16 protein-coding genes are annotated in these 18328 nt (G+C 60.3%); 15 read left to right on the forward strand and 1 reads right to left on the reverse strand.

Features of this window, described 5'->3' with window-relative positions; genetic code table 11:
• Nucleotides 1–77: 77 nt before the first annotated feature.
• The 15 genes from ftsW (at nt 78) to ACRZ95_RS10095 (ending at nt 16601) form a co-directional block, all read left to right on the forward strand.
• Nucleotides 78–1241, forward strand: a complete 1164-nt coding sequence (ftsW, locus tag ACRZ95_RS10025; protein ID WP_170678429.1) for a putative lipid II flippase FtsW — start codon at nt 78–80, stop codon at nt 1239–1241.
• Entirely contained in the window at nt 1241–2338 is a 1098-nt protein-coding gene (locus ACRZ95_RS10030; protein ID WP_170527133.1) for a UDP-N-acetylglucosamine--N-acetylmuramyl-(pentapeptide) pyrophosphoryl-undecaprenol N-acetylglucosamine transferase, read from the forward strand. The genes ftsW and ACRZ95_RS10030 overlap by 1 nt, the downstream gene beginning before the upstream one ends.
• Nucleotides 2335–3744, forward strand: a complete 1410-nt coding sequence (murC, locus tag ACRZ95_RS10035) for a UDP-N-acetylmuramate--L-alanine ligase (protein WP_170678431.1) — start codon at nt 2335–2337, stop codon at nt 3742–3744. Before ACRZ95_RS10030 ends, murC begins: the two co-directional genes overlap by 4 nt.
• 72 nt (nt 3745–3816) lie before the next feature.
• Complete coding sequence (locus ACRZ95_RS10040) at nt 3817–4065, forward strand: DUF2484 family protein (RefSeq protein ID WP_170678433.1); 249 nt, start codon at nt 3817–3819, stop codon at nt 4063–4065.
• A complete protein-coding gene (locus ACRZ95_RS10045; protein ID WP_170374999.1) occupies nt 4062–4304 on the forward strand; it encodes a DUF2484 family protein in 243 nt (80 codons plus the stop codon). The genes ACRZ95_RS10040 and ACRZ95_RS10045 overlap by 4 nt, the downstream gene beginning before the upstream one ends.
• 56 nt (nt 4305–4360) lie before the next feature.
• On the forward strand, nt 4361–5287 hold the full coding sequence (murB, locus tag ACRZ95_RS10050) for a UDP-N-acetylmuramate dehydrogenase (RefSeq protein WP_170678435.1): 927 nt from the start codon (nt 4361–4363) through the stop codon (nt 5285–5287).
• Between the two features lie 108 nt (nt 5288–5395).
• A complete protein-coding gene (locus ACRZ95_RS10055) occupies nt 5396–6313 on the forward strand; it encodes a D-alanine--D-alanine ligase (protein WP_170678437.1) in 918 nt (305 codons plus the stop codon).
• On the forward strand, nt 6301–7308 hold the full coding sequence (locus tag ACRZ95_RS10060) for a cell division protein FtsQ/DivIB (RefSeq protein WP_170678439.1): 1008 nt from the start codon (nt 6301–6303) through the stop codon (nt 7306–7308). Before ACRZ95_RS10055 ends, ACRZ95_RS10060 begins: the two co-directional genes overlap by 13 nt.
• 8 nt (nt 7309–7316) lie before the next feature.
• Nucleotides 7317–8651: a cell division protein FtsA gene (gene ftsA / locus ACRZ95_RS10065; RefSeq protein WP_170678608.1), complete on the forward strand. Its 1335-nt coding sequence runs from the start codon at nt 7317–7319 to the stop codon at nt 8649–8651.
• Complete coding sequence (locus tag ACRZ95_RS10070; RefSeq protein WP_170678441.1) at nt 8638–9054, forward strand: hypothetical protein; 417 nt, start codon at nt 8638–8640, stop codon at nt 9052–9054. The genes ftsA and ACRZ95_RS10070 overlap by 14 nt, the downstream gene beginning before the upstream one ends.
• A 349-nt stretch (nt 9055–9403) precedes the next feature.
• Nucleotides 9404–11005, forward strand: coding sequence for a cell division protein FtsZ (gene ftsZ / locus ACRZ95_RS10075; RefSeq protein ID WP_170678443.1), 1602 nt, complete (start codon nt 9404–9406; stop codon nt 11003–11005).
• 213 nt (nt 11006–11218) lie between these two features.
• Nucleotides 11219–12139, forward strand: a complete 921-nt coding sequence (lpxC, locus tag ACRZ95_RS10080; RefSeq protein WP_170678445.1) for a UDP-3-O-acyl-N-acetylglucosamine deacetylase — start codon at nt 11219–11221, stop codon at nt 12137–12139.
• A 126-nt stretch (nt 12140–12265) separates the two neighbouring features.
• Nucleotides 12266–13129, forward strand: a complete 864-nt coding sequence (locus ACRZ95_RS10085; protein WP_170375015.1) for an outer membrane protein assembly factor BamD — start codon at nt 12266–12268, stop codon at nt 13127–13129.
• 36 nt (nt 13130–13165) lie between these two features.
• Nucleotides 13166–14815: a DNA repair protein RecN gene (gene recN, locus ACRZ95_RS10090; RefSeq protein ID WP_170678447.1), complete on the forward strand. Its 1650-nt coding sequence runs from the start codon at nt 13166–13168 to the stop codon at nt 14813–14815.
• A 100-nt stretch (nt 14816–14915) separates the two neighbouring features.
• Nucleotides 14916–16601: a chloride channel protein gene (locus ACRZ95_RS10095; protein WP_170678449.1), complete on the forward strand. Its 1686-nt coding sequence runs from the start codon at nt 14916–14918 to the stop codon at nt 16599–16601.
• Here the strand turns inward: ACRZ95_RS10095 and ACRZ95_RS10100 are convergent.
• Nucleotides 16598–17965 carry a DUF3179 domain-containing protein gene (locus tag ACRZ95_RS10100; protein ID WP_170678451.1) on the reverse strand — a complete coding sequence of 456 codons (1368 nt, stop codon included), beginning with the start codon at nt 17963–17965 and terminating at the stop codon, nt 16598–16600. The genes ACRZ95_RS10095 and ACRZ95_RS10100 overlap by 4 nt on opposite strands.
• Between the last annotated feature and the right edge of the window lie 363 nt (nt 17966–18328).

The following is an 18328-nucleotide window of genomic DNA, read 5'->3' on the forward strand; positions in this document are numbered from 1 at the left end:
AAACGCCAATTTCGCTGTAGACTCTCAAACAGATCCCGAAAACGGGACGCGAGTGAGGCAGTAAGTGGCGGTATCTCATGACTGAGATGGTGTATGGCGCGGTCCAGGACCGGCGCGGGGAACCGATTCTACCGAAGTGGTGGCGGACGATTGATCGCTGGACGATGTCCTGCGTTCTGATTCTCTTTGTCATCGGATTGTTGCTTGGGCTGGCCTCATCGCCGCCTCTGGCCGGGCGTAACGGGTTTGATCCCTTCCACTATGTCGAGCGACAGGCTCTTTTCGGCGGATTGGCGCTGATCGCGATGCTGCTGACCTCGATGATGTCGCCGACACTGGTGCGTCGTCTGGCGGTGCTGGGCTTTCTAGGGGCCTTCGTGGCGCTGGCGTTCCTGCCGGTCTTCGGGACGGATTTCGGAAAAGGGGCCGTGCGCTGGTACTCGCTGGGGTTCGCCTCGTTGCAACCGTCCGAGTTTCTAAAGCCTGGATTTGTGGTCGTTGCGGCGTGGCTGCTGGCGGCTTCGCAAGAGATCAATGGCCCTCCGGGGCGGTTGTGGTCCTTTGCGCTGTGTATGGCGATTGTCGGCATGCTGGTGATGCAGCCTGACTTCGGGCAAGCCTGCCTGATCCTGTTCGGCTGGGGCGTGATGTATTTCGTGGCCGGAGCGCCGATGCTTCTGCTGGTTGGCATGGCCGGAGTGGTCGTGCTAGGCGGGATGTTCGCCTATTCCAACTCGGACCACTTTGCGCGCCGCATCGACGGATTTCTGAACCAGGAGGTCGATCCGACCACTCAGCTCGGCTACGCCACCAATGCCATCCGTGAGGGCGGTTTGTTCGGCGTTGGCGTGGGAGAGGGGCAGGTCAAATGGTCTCTGCCTGATGCGCATACGGATTTCATCATCGCCGTAGCGGCCGAGGAATATGGGCTGATCCTGGTGCTGATCATCATCGCGCTTTATTCGATCATCGTTGTGCGCTCGCTGATGCGCCTGATGCGTGAGCGGGATATGTTCATACGTCTGGCTGGGACGGGGTTGGCCTGCATGTTTGGCGTACAGGCGATGATCAATATGGGTGTGGCCGTGCGCCTGTTGCCCGCAAAGGGCATGACGCTGCCCTTTGTCAGCTATGGCGGCTCATCCCTGATCGCAGGTGGTATTGCAGTCGGTATGTTGCTGGCCTTCACACGCTCGCGCCCACAGGGTGAGCTTGGTGATATTCTGCGCGGACGATGCTGATGGGCAAACCTTACCTGTTGATCGCGGCTGGCGGCACCGGGGGCCACATGTTCCCGGCGCAGGCTCTGGCCGAGGCGATGTTGCAAAAAGGCTGGCGCGTGCGTCTGTCGACCGACCCGCGTGGCGCTCGCTATACCGGGGGCTTCCCGCACACGACCGAGATTGTCGAGGCGTCCTCGGCCACATTCGCACGCGGCGGTCTGGCCGCAAAGGCGTTGGTGGGGCCGAAGATTGTAGGCGGTGTGACCAGCATGGCGATGCAGATGTTGCGCGACCGTCCGGACGTGGTTGTGGGCTTTGGCGGCTACCCGTCGATCCCGGCGCTGGGCGCGGCAACGCTGCTGAAACTGCCGCGTATGATCCACGAACAGAACGGCGTTTTGGGGCGTGTGAACCAGCTCTTCGCCACACGCGTGGCCCAAGTGGCCTGCGGTGTTTGGCCGACCGATCTGCCCGAAGGGTCCAGCGGCATTCACACCGGTAACCCGGTCCGCGCCTCGGTGCTGGAGCGGGCCGGTGCGCCCTACATTCCGCCCGGCGAATATCCGATGTCGGTGCTGGTGATGGGTGGCAGTCAGGGTGCGCGTATCCTCAGCGATGTGGTGCCCGAAGCGATCGCGGCTTTGCCGGAATTTCTACGCGGGTTCATCCGCGTCTCGCATCAGGCCCGCGACGAGGATGGTGAGAGGGTCACGGCCTTCTACGCCGATCACGGCATTCGCGCGGATGTGCAGCCGTTCTTTGATGACGTTCCGCGCCGCATGTCGGATGCGCAACTGGTCATCAGCCGTTCGGGCGCGTCGAGCGTGGCCGATATCTCGGTCATCGGCCGCCCCTCAATCCTGATCCCATTTGCCGCCGCCGCAGGGGATCACCAAACCGCCAACGCCCGAGGGCTGGTGCAGGCGGGTGGGGCGATCATGATCCCCGAAAAGGCGCTTGACGTTCCCTCATTGACCGAGCAAATGACCACGGTTTTGACCAACCCCGAAGCCGCACAGAAAATGGCCCATGCCGCCCTCTCGACAGGAGCCCCCGACGCCACCGAGCGGCTGGTCGCCCTTGTCGAGCAACTGGCGCAGAAGGAGACCACATGAACCCCGCAACCAAACTGCCGCAGGACGTAGGACCGATCCATTTCGTTGGGATTGGCGGGATCGGGATGTCGGGGATCGCCGAGGTGTTGCTGAACCTTGGCTACAGGGTGCAGGGGTCGGACCTGAAAGCCTCGAAAATCACGGATCGGTTGGCGTCTCTGGGGGCCGAGATTTTTGTGGGGCAGAAGGCCGAAAACCTGCAGAACGCCGCCGTGGTCGTCACCTCGACCGCGATCAAACCGGGCAACCCGGAACTGGACGAGGCGCGCGCCCAAGGACTGCCGGTCGTTCGCCGCGCTGATATGCTGGCCGAATTGATGCGCCTGCGCTCGAACATTGCCATCGCCGGGACGCATGGCAAAACCACCACGACCACGATGATGGCCGAACTGATGGTGGCCGGAGACTTCGATCCTACCGTCATCAATGGCGGTATCATCCACGCCTATGGTTCGAACGCGCGGATGGGGCAGGGCGAATGGATGGTGGTCGAGGCCGACGAATCCGACGGCTCGTTCAACCGCCTGCCCGCAACCATCGCCATCGTCACCAATATCGACCCCGAGCATATGGAGCATTGGGGTGATTTCGATACGCTGCGCGACGGGTTCTATGAGTTCGTATCGAACCTGCCCTTCTACGGTTTGGCGGTGTGCTGCACGGATCATGCCGAAGTGCAGGCGCTGGTTGGGCGCATTACTGACCGCCGCGTTCGTACCTATGGCTTCAATGCGCAGGCCGATGTGCGGGCTGAGAACCTGACCTACAAAGCCGGCGTCGCGCATTTCGATATCCACCTGCAATATGAGGACAAGGTGATCGAAGGTTGCACCCTGCCGATGCCGGGTGACCACAATGTTTCGAACGCGTTGTCGGCTGTCGCTGTGGCGCGCCATCTGGGCATGAAGACCACTGAAATCCGCGAGGCGCTGGCCAACTTTGGTGGCGTCAACCGCCGCTTCACCAAGGTCGGAGAGGTCGACGGTGTCACCATCATCGACGATTACGGCCACCACCCGGTCGAAATCGCCGCCGTCCTGAAAGCCGCTCGCCAAGCGACCGAGGGCCGCGTGATCGCCGTTCACCAACCGCACCGCTATTCGCGTCTGTCCAACCTGTTCGACGATTTCTGCACCTGCTTCAACGACGCTGACGTGGTCGCCATCGCCGATATCTTCGCCGCCGGAGAAGACCCGATCGAGGGCGCCTCGCGCGATGATCTGGTGCAGGGCCTCATCCGTCACGGCCACCGCCATGCGCGGGCCTTGCTGGACGAAAACGATCTGGAGCGTCTGGTCCGCGAACAAGCCCGCCCGGGCGACATGGTCGTGTGTCTCGGCGCCGGGACAATCAGTGCATGGGCGAACGGGTTGCCTGAGCGGTTGCAACGAAAACAGGCTGTTTGACGGCTGATCTTATTTGCTGCACAACCTGAGGGTGTGTGACCTATTGCCAAGACCGCGTCCCAGGAGGGGACAATGGACTATTCGACCATATTTGCCGCCCTTTGGGTGATCAGCGCCACCATCGTGGCCTTGTTGCCGATGCGGCTGCAATTCCCTCCGGGGATTGTCCTGTTGCTCTGCGCGCCGGTGATGATCCTCTGGCTGGGTTATGACCATGGATGGGTCTGGTCGGCTCTCGCCTTCGGAGGTTTCGTCTCGATGTTCCGCAACCCGATCCGCTATTACTGGCGCAAATGGGTGCGCGGAGAGGTGATGGAATGACCTTCTCTCTTGCCCTCGCGGCCCTTTGGGGCCTTGTTGCGAACCTTCTGGCGATGATCCCCAGCAAGGACAACCACTGGACCCGCGCCTACATCCTGATCGCAGTCGGGATCCCTCTGCTTGGATATGTCACCTATGAGAACGGCCCGTGGATAGGGCTGATAGTCCTCGTGATGGGTATGTCGATCTTGCGCTGGCCGGTGATCTATCTGGGGCGGTGGCTGCGTAGGCGGATTTGACCGTTTCGCTGCGGATACAGGTTGCCAACTCCCTCTGAATCCGCGAGTTAGCAGCTATGACTGTTCTTCCTGTGCCTCGAGGCAAACTGTCCGAAAACCGAAGCCTCAGCGACCTGACATGGCTGCGTGTCGGCGGTCCGGCAGACTATTTGTTCCAACCTGCGGATGTTGAAGATCTGCAGGGCTTTTTGCGCGAACTTCCCGATGATGTCGTGATCTTTCCGATGGGAGTCGGCTCGAACCTCATTGTGCGCGATGGCGGTTTGCGCGCAGTGGTGATCCGGCTGGGCCGGGGCTTCAACGGGATTGAGATCGAGGGCACTACTGTCACCGCAGGTGCTGCAGCGTTGGATGCGCATGTGGCACGTAGAGCGGCGGATGCTGGTGTGGATCTGACCTTTTTGCGCACGATTCCGGGGTCAATCGGTGGGGCCGTGCGCATGAACGCAGGGTGTTATGGTAGCTACACGGCGGATGTTCTGAAAAAGGCCACTATCGTCACACGGCAAGGTGAGGTGATGGACCTTGACCCCGAGGACCTGAACTTTCGCTACCGTCAATCCGATCTGCCTGATGGCGCGGTGCTGATCTCGGCAAGTTTCGAAGGTCCCAAAGGTGACCCCGACGCGCTTCGTGCCCGAATGGCGGCGCAGTTGCAAAAGCGCGACGAAACCCAGCCCACCAAAGACCGCAGCGCCGGTTCGACCTTTCGCAATCCGGCTGGGTTCTCCTCGACGGGGAAGGCGGATGATGTGCATGACCTGAAGGCATGGAAGGTGATCGACGACGCGGGCATGCGTGGGGCCACGAAAGGTGGCGCGCAGATGAGCCCCAAGCACTCGAATTTCCTGATCAACACGGGCGATGCCACCGCCGCAGACCTAGAAGGTCTGGGTGAAGAGGTGCGAAAAAAGGTTTACGAAACAAGCGGCATCACGCTAGAGTGGGAAATCATGCGGGTCGGTGATCCGCTGGAAGAATAAAGCCCCAACCGTCAGACCATAACAGGCAATTAACGGCGACGGATCAAAGGCATAAACACAGTACGGACCACCACATAAGGTCCGGGGACATTGAGGCGCACGTTGGGTATGTCGAGCAAGACAAACCCCAAAGTGGCGGTATTGATGGGTGGCCCCTCGGCGGAACGCGAGGTGTCTCTCAGCTCTGGGCGCGAATGCGCAGCCGCCCTTGTGGGAGAAGGCTTTGAAGTGGTTGAGCTGGATGCAGGTCCCGACCTCTACGCGCGCCTTTTGAACATCAAACCGGATGTGGTCTTCAACGCTCTGCATGGCCGCTGGGGCGAGGATGGCTGTGTGCAGGGCCTGCTTGAGTGGATGCGCATTCCCTACACCCATTCGGGTGTTTTGGCCTCGGCGCTTGCAATGGACAAGCAGCGCAGCAAAGAGGTCTATCAGGCCGAAGGACTGCCCATTGTTCCCAGCGTGATCGTGCCCAAGGTCGAGGTGGTTGAGGTTCATGTGATGGAGCCGCCTTACGTCGCCAAGCCCAACAACGAAGGGTCGAGCGTCGGCATCTACATCGTCCACGAAGGGTCGAACGGTCCTCCGCAGTTGTCGGAGGATATGCCCGATCACATCATGGTCGAAAAATACGTTGCGGGACGTGAGTTGACGGTGACCGTGATGGGTGATCGCGCCCTGACCGTGACTGAGATCATGACGGATGGTGGTTGGTACGACTACGATGCCAAATACAAGCCCGGCGGCTCGTGGCATGTGCTGCCCGCTGACGTCCCGCAGGATATCTTTGACCGCTGCATGGGCTACGCTTTGAAAGCGCACAACGCTTTGGGCTGCCGCGGCGTGACCCGTACCGACTACCGTTGGGACGACACTATGGGCGCGGATGGGTTGTTCCTTCTGGAAACGAACACCCAGCCCGGTATGACGCCAACCTCTCTGGTGCCGGAACAGGCAGAACATTGCGGGATGAGTTTCGGACAGCTCTGTGCCTGGATGGTGGAGGACGCTTCATGCGACCGCTAAGAGCCTCCCGCGCGCCGGTGATCCATCGGGCCAAACCTCTGGCCGGGCCGGATGCCGATTTCGAAGCCGCCGATACCGAATCCCATTATACGCAGCCTGTTCTGCGTTTGGGCGGGGTGAAGCTGTTCAAACGCACCGCGCGCCGGTCTGACCCGGCCCCCTCGCGCCTCAGCTACCGGTTCCAGCGCTGGATGCTGACACCGGGCATCCGCATGGGCGTCAAGCTGGGTCTGCCTGTCTGCGTTGTTGCGGCGGCCGTCGGGCTCTACTTTGCGTCCGAGGAACGGCGCGAGGCGCTCAATACCTATATCGCCGACATCCGGACCTCGATTCAGGAACGTCCTGAGTTCATGGTCAATCTGATGGCCATTGATGGCGCGGGCTCCGGCTTGTCGGATGACATTCGCGAGGTGGTGCCTCTGGATTTCCCGATCAGCTCTTGGGATCTGGATGTCGAACAGATGCGCGACACGATTATCGGCCTGGACCCGGTGAAATCGGCCACCGTGCGCATTCGGCCCGGTGGCATCCTGCAGGTGGACGTTGTCGAGCGTCAGCCTGTCATCGTGTGGCGCACCCGAGAGTCTATCGAGCTTTTGGATGAGACCGGCGTTCATGTGGACCTGATCGCGTCGCGCAAGGATCACATCGATCTGCCTTTGATCGCGGGCAAGGGCGCGGATGAGCATGTCGCTGAAGCGCTTGAGATTTTCCGCACCTCACGCAGCCTTGGCAGCCGTGTTCGGGGCCTTGTGCGCATTGGTGAGCGGCGCTGGGATCTGGTGCTGGATCGCGGCCAGCGCATCATGCTGCCGACGGACCGGCCAGTGCGCGCGCTCGAACGGGTGCTGGCCGTGAACGAAGTGCAGGATCTGTTGGAGCGAGACGTGTCCGTGGTGGATATGCGCCTCGGACAGCGGCCAACTATCAGAATGACCAAAGCCGCCAGCGAAGACTGGTGGAATACAAAAGTGACAGTGGGTAACGGGCAGTAACGACCATGATGACCGATCTCTATCAGTCCCAACGCGCCATGCGGCAAATGCGCAGACAAGCGATGCAGCGGGGCGTTATCGCCATTCTGGATGTGGGTAGCTCGAAAATCTCGTGCCTCGTGCTGCGGTTTGATGGCACCGGGCGGCTGAGTGAGGATAACACCATCGGCTCGATGGCCGGGCAGACCGGGTTCCGGGTCATTGGCGCGGCGACCACCCGCTCGCGCGGGGTGCAGTTCGGCGAAGTCACGGCCATGCAGGAAACCGAGCGTGCGATCCGCACCGCCCTGCAAGCCGCGCAGAAGATGGCCGATATCCGAGTCGATCATGTGATCGCTTGTTTCTCGGGTGCGAACCCACGTTCCTACGGTTTGGATGCGCAGGTCGATCTGGAAGGCCAGCTTGTGACCGAGGCCGAGGTCGGCCGTGTTCTGAACGCCTGCGACGTCCCGGATTACGGGGCAGGGCGCGAGGTTCTGCATGCCCAACCGGTGAATTTCGCATTGGACAACCGATCGGGGCTGATCGACCCGCGCGGGCAAATGGGACAATCTCTGGCCGTCGACATGCATATGCTGACCGTCGACGCGATTTCGATCCAGAACATCGTCCGCTGCATCAAGCGGTGCGATCTGGAGCTCGCAGGGATTGCGAACTCGGCCTATGTGTCGGGTATCTCGGCGCTGGTCGAGGATGAGCAGGAGCTGGGCGCGGCCTGTATCGACATGGGCGGCGGTACGACCAGCGTGTCGATCTTCATGAAGAAACACATGATCTACGCTGATTGCGTGCGCATGGGTGGTGATCACGTCACGCAGGATATCTCGATGGGTCTGGGTGTGCCAACCGCCGTGGCCGAGCGGATCAAGACCTTCAATGGCGGTGTCCACGCGACCGGAGCCGACGATCGCGACCTGATCGATATCGGCGGCGATACCGGCGATTGGGAACATGATCGCCGCACCGTCAGCCGGGCCGAGCTGATCGGGATCATGCGCCCTCGGGTCGAAGAGATTCTGGAAGAGGTTCGCGTCCGTCTGGATGCCGCCGGGTTCGAGCATATGCCCAGCCAGCAGATCGTGCTGACCGGTGGAGGCAGTCAGATCATGGGGCTGGACGGCCTCGCGACCCGTATACTTGGCCAGCGCGTCCGTTTGGGCCGCCCGCTGCGCGTTCACGGCCTGCCGCAATCCGCGACTGGTCCGGGCTTTTCCTCGGCCGTTGGTCTAAGCCTGTTTGCGGCGCATCCGCAGGATGAGTGGTGGGATTTCGAGGTCCCTGTCGACACCTATGCCGCGCGGCCGTTTAAGCGCGCCGTTCGGTGGTTCCGTGACAATTGGTAGAACTCTGCGCCGCGCCTTGTGCGTGGCGCTTGCGCCCGGCCTCGCTTCGGCGCAGTCCGTCATCTCACCTGAGAAGTTTCTGGATGCTGTGCTGGGCAAAACGGTGCAGTTCCACGAAATCCGCAGCGGTGATCTGGTGGGAACCGAGCAATTCCTGAACCGCAAGACCTCGGTCTGGCGGGTTGAAGGTGGGGCATGCGTCTACGGTCAGATCACAACACCGAATGGGCAGGTCTGTTTTCTCTATGATGATGATACAGACGGCATTCCTGTTTGCTGGTGGCCGTTCGAGTACGAGGGCCGTTTGATGGTCCGGCTGGCAGAGCTGGGCAATGGTGAAATCCAGGAGGTGCGCAGCATGACCAATCACAGCCTGAATTGTCCAAGTGCCCCAATCAGTTGAAAAACACCTTGCGGAGGCCTGCTTTATCCCTCAAGATATCCACAGGACCCGTCAGAGGTCTTGCGGCAGGACATTGAGCAGTTTTCCGCAGTAGTTTTGGTTCGAATTCGAGGCGTGACGCATAGGTCGTTCACTGCTCGGATGCTCTGTGTCTTGTAGTGATCCGCGTTGTTTCCGCTATATTTGGCAAAGCATGCGAAATGCCGCCGGTTGCTGCCTTATTTCGTCCATATTTTGTGGAATCGCGTGATTTTTGACGTGACCTTTACGCATCACATCGCTAGAATCAAAGATGGATAGGTAAAGAAAAACACCGCTTTGGCGGAACAAAAATACAGGCGGACAGAGCATGACATTGAATCTTTCGATGCCCGGGCACGACGAACTGAAGCCTCGGATTACAGTATTTGGCGTTGGCGGTGCGGGCGGTAACGCAGTCAACAATATGATTGAGAAACAGCTGGACGGCGTGGATTTCGTCGTCGCGAACACCGACGCGCAGGCGCTGCAGCAAAGCCAGTCCTCGGCGCGGGTGCAGCTGGGTGTGAAAGTCACCGAAGGTCTGGGGGCAGGGGCCCGACCAACCGTTGGCGCCGCTGCCGCAGAAGAAAGCATTGAACAGATTGTCGACCATCTCGCGGGCGCGCACATGTGCTTCATCACTGCCGGTATGGGCGGTGGCACCGGGACGGGTGCTGCTCCGATCATCGCGCAGGCCGCGCGTGAGCTGGGCGTTCTGACCGTTGGCGTCGTTACCAAACCCTTCCAGTTTGAAGGGGCCAAGCGCATGCGTCAGGCCGAAGACGGCGTTGAGTCGCTTCAAAAGGTTGTCGACACGCTGATCATCATCCCCAACCAAAACCTGTTCCGTCTGGCCAATGAAAAGACCACCTTCACCGAGGCGTTCTCGATGGCGGACGACGTTCTGTATCAGGGTGTAAAGGGTGTGACCGATCTGATGGTCCGTCCGGGCCTGATCAACCTCGACTTCGCGGACGTGCGCGCCGTGATGGACGAGATGGGCAAGGCGATGATGGGCACAGGCGAAGCCACTGGCGAAGATCGCGCCATTCAGGCGGCGGAAAAGGCCATCGCCAACCCGCTGCTGGACGAAATCAGCCTCAAGGGCGCGAAGGGTGTGCTGATCAACATCACCGGGTCGCACGACCTGACGCTGTTCGAACTGGACGAAGCCGCCAACCGCATCCGTGAGGAAGTGGACCCCGAGGCGAACATTATCGTTGGCTCGACGCTGGATACCGCAATGGAAGGTGGCATGCGCGTTTCGGTCGTCGCAACTGGTATCGACGCCAGCGAGAAGACCTCGGAAGTTCCGGTCGCGCGCCGCTCGATGTCCGAGCCTCTGACTCGCACTGTTTCAGCTGAAGAGCCAGTCCAGGAAGAGGCACCCGCCGCAGCCGAGGCCGCGCCGGTTCAGACCGAAAACCGCGAACCGTCGTTGTTCGAAGCGGCGGAAGAGCCGGCCCCAAGCCAGTTCCAGCCGCAGGTTGAGCAGGATGATGATGGTCTTCCTCCCCCAGCCTACCAACCGCGCGTGGCCGAATTCGAGCCGCAGCCGGAACCGGTTGAAAAGACCCCCGAAACCTATACCGCGCCACATCAGCATTCTGCCGGCACCCCCTCGCCCGAGGCGCTGCAGCGCCTTCAGGCCGCCGTTCAGAATGTCCCCTCAGCGGCGCAACGCCTGACGGCTACTCGGCCTCAGGAACCAGCCCCTCAGCCGCAGGCAGAATACGAAGAGCGCCCCCGATTCGGGTTCAATCGTCTGATCGACCGGATGACCGGCCACGCGGCAGATACACCTGCGCAACCGCCGCGTCATCAGCCGCAAATGCGCCAGGCTGACGCTACGGTACCTGTGCAGGAAGAGGCTGATCCGGATCAGGATCGTATCGAAATTCCGGCCTTCCTGCGCCGTCAAGCGAACTAATCGCGGTAACAAAATCATCGTAAAGGGTCGCCAAAAGGCGGCCCTTTCTTCATGATTTACAGGATCTTAAATAGCCCTGAGCAGGGTTTTGCCGATCTGTCACATTCATGTTTCATTCAGTTGCAAAGAGTGAGTTGAGCCTGAGAGGCCTCTTCCTTAACTCAGTGTCCAACACAGCCCGCATAGGCTGGACACCACGCTCTGAGGCCCATTTTGCAACATACGCTCAAATCTCCGGTTACGTTTAAAGGCGTTGGACTGCATGGCGGTCAGCCTGCAATCATGGTTCTGAAACCGGCAGCTGCCGGTCACGGGATCTGGTTCAAACGGACGGATATTGAGCTGGGCAATGCGTTGATCCCTGCAGTTTACGACATGGTCGAGCGTACACCGCTTTGCACCCGTCTGGTGAATGACGCCGGTGTTTCCGTCTCGACCATTGAACATATCATGGCGGCGCTTGCCGGGTGTGGGGTCCACAACGCCCTGATCGAAATTGATGGTCCCGAAGTTCCGATTATGGATGGATCCTCGATCGACTTTGTACGGGGCATTATGGCGAAGGGCGTTCGCCGGCAGGCCAGCCCGGTTCTGGCCTACGAAGTGTTGAAGCCTGTGACGGCGTCTCGTGAAGGGGCCAGTGCCTCGATCAAGCCTGCGGACGGGCTGATCATCGACTTCCACATCGATTTCGAGGATGCGGCCATCGGGAGCCAAACGAAAACGCTGGATATGCGCAACGGGTCCTTCGTGCGCGAACTTAGCGATAGCCGCACCTTCTGCCGTCGGATCGACGTCGAAACCATGCGTGAGAACGGCTTGGCTTTGGGCGGGACGCTGGAAAACGCGGTGGTCGTTCAGGGCACCGAGATTCTTACACCGGGCGGTTTCCGCCACGCGGATGAAGCTGTGCGCCATAAGATGCTGGACGCGCTGGGCGATCTCTATCTGGCAGGCGGTCCGATTCTGGGTCACTTCACCGGCGACAAGTCGGGCCATTCCATGACCAACACGCTGCTGCGCACATTGTTCGAGACACCTGGCGCGGTTCGTCCGATCCTTTGTACCCCCGAGCAGGCCGCCCGTCTGCCCGGTCAGGGCCTGATTGCCGCCGAAATCCCTGCCGTCGCCTGATCTGATCAACTCTGACGACATTTCCGCCATGAAGTGGATAATGCGTTTTGCACCAGAATTTTCTGTGCTAGACCGAGGCTCGATCCGGTTGGGATCCTGTGAGTAAGACGACTAAGGATGAGCGGTATGGTTGGCAACAAAGCGGCAGTCAGACTCGCAAGTGCGATTCTTCTGGCAGCAGTTTTGAGCGCCTGCGGCAACGGGGGAGGCCTGTTCGGTAGCAAAGGCGCGGATCGGGATCAGAACCTTGAAGGGTTCACACCGGAACAAATCTATACGCGCGGTGAATATGAGCTGTCGCAGAATCGCTCGGACGACGCGGCGTGGTATTTCTCGGAAGTTGAGCGTCTGTATCCATATTCTGATTGGGCCAAACGCGCGCTGATCATGCAGGCGTTTTCGTTCCACGCCGACAAGAATTACGAGGAAAGCCGTGCTGCGGCACAGCGCTATATCGATTTTTACCCAACCGACGAAGATGCGGCTTATGCGCAGTATCTTCTGGCGCTCAGCTATTATGACCAGATTGACGAAGTTGGCCGCGATCAGGGGCTGACTTTTCAGGCCCTGCAAGCGCTGCGCACCGTGATCGAGGTTTATCCGGACAGCGAATACACCACCTCGGCCGTGCTGAAATTCGATCTAGCCTTTGACCATCTGGCGGGCAAGGAGATGGAGATCGGGCGCTATTACCTACGTCAGGATCACTACGTCGCGGCCATCAACCGGTTCCGTGTCGTGGTCGAGGATTTCCAGACCACCTCTCACACCGCAGAGGCGCTTTATCGCCTGATCGAGGCGTATCTGTCCCTCGGCCTGTTTGATGAGGCGCAGACGGCGGGCGCGATCCTGGGCTACAACTACCAATCCTCGGAATGGTATGATGACGGGTACAAGCTGCTGACCTCGCGTGGGTTGGATCTGAAGAGCCGTGGTAACAACTGGCTCAGCACGATCTATCGCCAGACGATCAAAGGTGAGTGGTTGTAATCGCCATGTCATCAGGCTTGGGACGCTAAAGACCCGATGCTGCGCGCCCTCGATATTCGCGACATGCTGATCATTGACCGGCTGGAACTGAGTTTTCAGCCGGGCTTGAACGCGTTGACCGGTGAAACCGGCGCGGGCAAGTCGATCCTTCTGGACTCGCTGGGCTTCGTCCTTGGATGGCGTGGACGGGCTGAGCTGGTCCGCCAAGGCGCTGCACAGGGCGAGGTCGTAGCCGAGTTCGAATTGCCCGAAGGGCATCCCGCCCATGCTGTTCTGTCTGAGGCCGGTTTGCCGGGTGGTGAAGAATTGATCCTGCGCCGCGTCAACACGGCAGAGGGCCGAAAAACCGCTTGGGTCAATGATCGCCGCTGTTCAGGTGAAGTCCTCCGCGCTTTGTCGGAAACACTGATCGAATTGCATGGGCAGCATGATGACCGGGGATTGTTGAACCCTCGTGGGCACCGTGTTCTGCTGGATGACTACGCTCAGGTCTCGGAACTATTGGCCAAGGTCCGTCAGGCGTGGTCGGAGATGTCGAGCAGCCGAAAAGCGCTGGCCGAGACCGAGGCCGCTTTGGCAGCCATGCGCGCTGAAGAGGAATTCCTGCGCCATTCCGTGGCCGAGTTGGACAAGCTCGATCCGCAACCCGGAGAAGACGCTGATCTCGATGCCCGCCGCCGCATGATGCAAGGGGCAGAGCGTATCCGCGACGATGTCGCCCGCGCATTTGATCTGCTGGGTGGTGACGGGGCCGAAGGCGCGATGTCGGATGCGATACGCTGGCTCGAGGGTGTGTCGGACTCTGCAGGCGGACAATTGGAGGAACCGATCGCAGCGCTTGGCCGGGCCATGATCGAATTGGGCGTGGCGCAGGATGGTGTGAACACCTGCCTTCAGGCGCTGGACTTCAACCCCGCCGAACTGGAAGCCGCCGAGGAGCGTTTGTTCGCCATCCGAGCACTGGCCCGTAAACATGATGTGGCCCCGGATGATTTGGGCACGTTTGCTGATACGCTGCGTGATCGTCTGGGCAAGCTTGATGCGGGCGATGCCGATCTGGCCGACCAACGTGCCGCGGTCGAGGCGGCCCAGGCGACCTATGATGCGGCTGCGGCAGATCTTAGCGCTGCGCGTCAAGCGGCGGCTGGACAATTGGATCAGGCCGTCATGGCCGAGCTTGCGCCGCTTAAAATGGAACGTGCGGTGTTTCGGACAGAGCTTACCGAGTCCGATCCCGGACCCGAGGGCACCGACGCGGTGGCCTTTACGGTTGCCACCAATCCAGGCGCACCATCGGGACCGCTGAACAAAATCGCCTCAGGCGGGGAACTCAGCCGTTTTCTGCTGGCATTGAAGGTTTGCCTGTCCGGCGATGACAGCGCCCGGACCATGATTTTTGATGAGATCGACCGGGGTGTGGGCGGCGCGACGGCCGATGCGGTGGGTCGCAGGCTGGCGTCTCTGGCGCAGGGCGGGCAGGTTCTGGTCGTCACGCATTCCCCTCAGGTCGCGGCGCGAGCAGCCCATCACTGGCGTGTGCAGAAGCAGGTCACCGATGGCCAAACGCTTTCAACCGTTGTGCCGCTGGCCGAAATAGATCGCGTGGACGAAATTGCCCGCATGGTCTCGGGCGATACGATCACAGAGGAAGCGCGGGCGGCTGCTCGCGCTTTGTTGGAGGCTTAGTGCGTCTTTGGCGCAATCCGCCGGCCTGACCGTCGCTATCTTACTTTTCTCAGACCTCGCCGTGGCTTACTAAGGGTTAAGTTATGATCCCCGAGAGCCAATGACCCAATCAACCCGCACCGTTCTGCGCAACCAGCTCAATCAGGCTCTTGCCGCGATCAAGGATGCGTTGCGGGTGATGCGTCGCCGAGGGCCGAGCCAAATCCAGTTCTGGTTTATCGCTCTGGCGATTGGGATTGCGGCAGGGTTCATGGCGCTTGGGTTCCGCAAAGCGATCCGAGGCTTGCAGGCCTATATTTACGATACCGAGGATATCCTGCTGCTGCACAGCCACGCTGAGAAGCTGCCTTGGTTCATCGTGCTGATCATTCCAATCATCGGCGGGGTGATCGTGGGGCTGATCCTCACGCGCTTTACTGATGATGGCCGAGTACGCTCGGTCGCGGATGTGATCGAAGGGGCGGCGGTCAGCGATGGACGGGTCGAGACCAAGGCTGGCGTCGCTTCGTTGTTCGCCTCTTTGATTACACTCAGCACAGGCGGCTCCACGGGTCGGGAAGGGCCTGTGGTGCATATGGCCGGGGTCATCTCGACCTGGGTCAGCGACCGCATCCATGCCGACGGAATCACCGGGCGCGACCTGTTGGGCTGCGCTGTAGCGGCTGCGGTTTCGGCCAGCTTTAATGCCCCCATTGCAGGAGCACTATTCGCGCTTGAGGTCGTTTTACGCCATTTCGCGGTCCACGCCTTTGCACCCATCGTCATTGCCTCGGTCGCGGGGACGGTGATCAACCGGCTGGAATATGGCGACGTCACCGAGTTCACGCTGGATACACCCGGTTCATTGCAATTCTACGTCGAACTGCCCGCTTTCCTAATCCTTGGGCTGATCTGCGGGTTGGTATCCTTGCTTCTGATGCGTTCGATCTTTTTCGCCGAGGATTTCGGCAATCATGTTCAAGCCCGACTTTCCCTGCCCGGATGGCTGCGCCCTGCGGTTTCGGGCGCGATGCTGGGCCTTCTCGCGATCTGGTTCCCGCACATTATTGGCGTTGGGTATGAAACGACGATCCGTGCCCTGACCGGTGATCTGGTGCTGACCACGGCGATCCTCTTCGCGGTCCTCAAGACAGTGGCTGTGGCTATAACCATGGGCGGGCGCATGGGCGGAGGGGTGTTTTCGCCTTCTCTGATGATCGGAGCGTTGACCGGACTGGCCTTTGGGCTGATCGCCACTGGATTGCTGCCGGATGTATCGGGCACACATACCCTTTACGCTTTTGCTGGTATGGGGGCCGTGGCCGCTGCGGTTCTGGGCGCTCCGATCTCGACCACTTTGATTGTGTTCGAATTGACCGGAGACTGGCAGATCGGTCTAGCGGTGATGGTATCAGTGTCGATGTCCACGGCTTTGGCCTCACGCCTTGTGGACCGGTCGTTCTTCCTGACCCAGCTGGAACGTCGTAATGTGCATCTGGCGGCGGGACCACAGGCCTATCTGTTGGCGATGCTGCGCGCCGGGGCGGTGATGCGACCGATTGGCGATGCGCGCTCGATCACCAAGGAGGAAGCGCGGGCACTGATCGAAAAAGGCCTCTGCGTCAAGGCAAGCGCGACACTCGAGGCGGCGATGCCCTATTTTGACCGCGATGATATTCCCTGTATTCCGGTGATCGTCATGGACGAAAACGGGACAGAGACGCCGGTTGGCGCGCTCTATCACATCGACGTTCTAAAGGCCTACAACCGGGCGCTGGCTGCGACAGCAGCCGAGGAACACTCCTAGCCGTTATACACGCTGGCCGCGTCGCCCAGATAGTTGTCCCACGCGAACCAGTACGAAATATGCCCGGCCACGCGCGGTAATTGCGTGCCATCTGGCCCGATCAGCATCTCTTCGGACAAGGTCCATTTGCGACCGCTCTCGTCGACCAGACCTCCGTCTGATGCTTTGAACCGGTGGCCCGCACGCTCATAGGCGCGCACTGTCCGCCGGTCTGAGTTGCCGATCAGAACCAAAGGCCGATCCGCAATCGCGTCGTTGATCACACGGGTCCGGTCGAAAGCGTCCAGCGGCCAGGCCCGCGCGGCGCCGAACTGGCGGATGGTGAAGATGTAGTCTTTCTGGCGATGCTCGGATTGATCCACCAAAGCCGGGAACATTAATTCGGGTGAGGCGAAATACTCGCGATACACCACGCCCGAGCCATAGTTGCGACGATGCCCGGTGCTGAGCGACAGGACGCGCGTGTCAGGGTGCGAGGTCTTCCAGCTGTCCCAGGTCGTGATCACCACAGGGCGTTGCTTCAGCTCGATCCCGCTATCTACCAGAGGGCCCACCACTGGTTTGCCGGTATATTGGTTCCACAGCGAATGCGTCTCGCGGTCGAACATCAGCTTGTTCGAGCGATACAGGAACCCCGAGGAACCGAAGACAAACGGTTTCCGCCGCCCCGGCACTTGCGTCTCAAACAGAATGCCGGACCCGCAGAGGGTGCAATAGGCCAGCGCCACCGGCACGCCGCCGATCACCTCGTTGAACATCTCGTGCCAGCCCATGATACGCAGCGGGTAAGCGCGCACGTCACCGTTGATCGAGACCCCAAAGACCAGATCATCCTCTTTCAGATAGTCGGCGTCCGAGGCCGAGATCAGCGTCGGATTGTCCAGCGAAGGGATGCCATCCTTGCGCACGCCGCCCCAGGTGATCTCCTCCAGCCGGATCTTCATCCGCTCGCGCTGCAGGTATTCGGGACGCAGGAACAGGTCGAAATTGTCGTCTATCCGCAGCAGGACCTCGCGTTTGAACGGGATCAACGAGGGGTGGGGGACGATCTGAGGGTTCTGCTCTTGCCACAGCATCCAGTCGAACCAGTCGGTGCCGCGTTGCTCGCCGGTCAGTGTCTCCATCACCTCGACGATATCGTCCCGCCGCCGGTCGGTGAAGCGCATGGCCGTCAACAGGGCAGGGACCACATCCGGGTTCCCACGCTGTACCAGAAAGGCCATCTTGGCTTCGAAATCCGTACGACCGCCGCGCAACGTGCTGTGCAGCGCGTCCAGCACAGGGTCTTCCTGCGCCCAGCTTGTTGAGGGTGACAGCGCGCTGGCTCCGACCATTCCAACAAATTGGCGACGAGAAACAGACATGGCACCCTCCGATCCTTTTTCGCGCTTAGTATGAGGGCAAATGCACCGCCTTGCATGAAACAGCTGCGTGATTGGCGCGTGATCACCCGCGATCGTTGATTTGAGGGGCTAGGTCTGAAAAACAGAGAGGGTATTTTCAGAGCAGATTTCCCATGACCAATGCGATGCTGGGTGGTCAGCCGTATCCCGCGCGCTCTGGCCGGCGGCGGGTTTTGTGTTTTGCCTTCCTTCGCGCATTGCCTTGCCTTCACCGCTTTGCCCATTTTCTATGTGCAATAGGTCGGACTTCCCTGTTATGCGCTCGATTTTGATCGCGACCTCTTTGCTGGCGGGGACAGCGGCTGAGGAACACTCATGAGGTTT

The organism is Ruegeria sp. AI3 (genome assembly GCF_056541245.1).

What these genes read in the sequence shown, in the direction of transcription:
- ftsW (WP_170678429.1), top strand. Translation starts at nt 78, where the DNA reads ATGACTGAGATGGTGTATGGCGCGGTCCAGGACCGGCGCGGGGAACCG.
- ACRZ95_RS10030 (WP_170527133.1), top strand. Translation starts at nt 1,241, where the DNA reads ATGGGCAAACCTTACCTGTTGATCGCGGCTGGCGGCACCGGGGGCCAC.
- murC (WP_170678431.1), top strand. Translation starts at nt 2,335, where the DNA reads ATGAACCCCGCAACCAAACTGCCGCAGGACGTAGGACCGATCCATTTC.
- ACRZ95_RS10040 (WP_170678433.1), top strand. Translation starts at nt 3,817, where the DNA reads ATGGACTATTCGACCATATTTGCCGCCCTTTGGGTGATCAGCGCCACC.
- ACRZ95_RS10045 (WP_170374999.1), top strand. Translation starts at nt 4,062, where the DNA reads ATGACCTTCTCTCTTGCCCTCGCGGCCCTTTGGGGCCTTGTTGCGAAC.
- murB (WP_170678435.1), top strand. Translation starts at nt 4,361, where the DNA reads ATGACTGTTCTTCCTGTGCCTCGAGGCAAACTGTCCGAAAACCGAAGC.
- ACRZ95_RS10055 (WP_170678437.1), top strand. Translation starts at nt 5,396, where the DNA reads ATGTCGAGCAAGACAAACCCCAAAGTGGCGGTATTGATGGGTGGCCCC.
- ACRZ95_RS10060 (WP_170678439.1), top strand. Translation starts at nt 6,301, where the DNA reads ATGCGACCGCTAAGAGCCTCCCGCGCGCCGGTGATCCATCGGGCCAAA.
- ftsA (WP_170678608.1), top strand. Translation starts at nt 7,317, where the DNA reads ATGACCGATCTCTATCAGTCCCAACGCGCCATGCGGCAAATGCGCAGA.
- ftsZ (WP_170678443.1), top strand. Translation starts at nt 9,404, where the DNA reads ATGACATTGAATCTTTCGATGCCCGGGCACGACGAACTGAAGCCTCGG.
- ACRZ95_RS10085 (WP_170375015.1), top strand. Translation starts at nt 12,266, where the DNA reads ATGGTTGGCAACAAAGCGGCAGTCAGACTCGCAAGTGCGATTCTTCTG.
- recN (WP_170678447.1), top strand. Translation starts at nt 13,166, where the DNA reads ATGCTGCGCGCCCTCGATATTCGCGACATGCTGATCATTGACCGGCTG.
- ACRZ95_RS10095 (WP_170678449.1), top strand. Translation starts at nt 14,916, where the DNA reads ATGACCCAATCAACCCGCACCGTTCTGCGCAACCAGCTCAATCAGGCT.
- ACRZ95_RS10100 (WP_170678451.1), bottom strand. Translation starts at nt 17,965, where the DNA reads ATGTCTGTTTCTCGTCGCCAATTTGTTGGAATGGTCGGAGCCAGCGCG.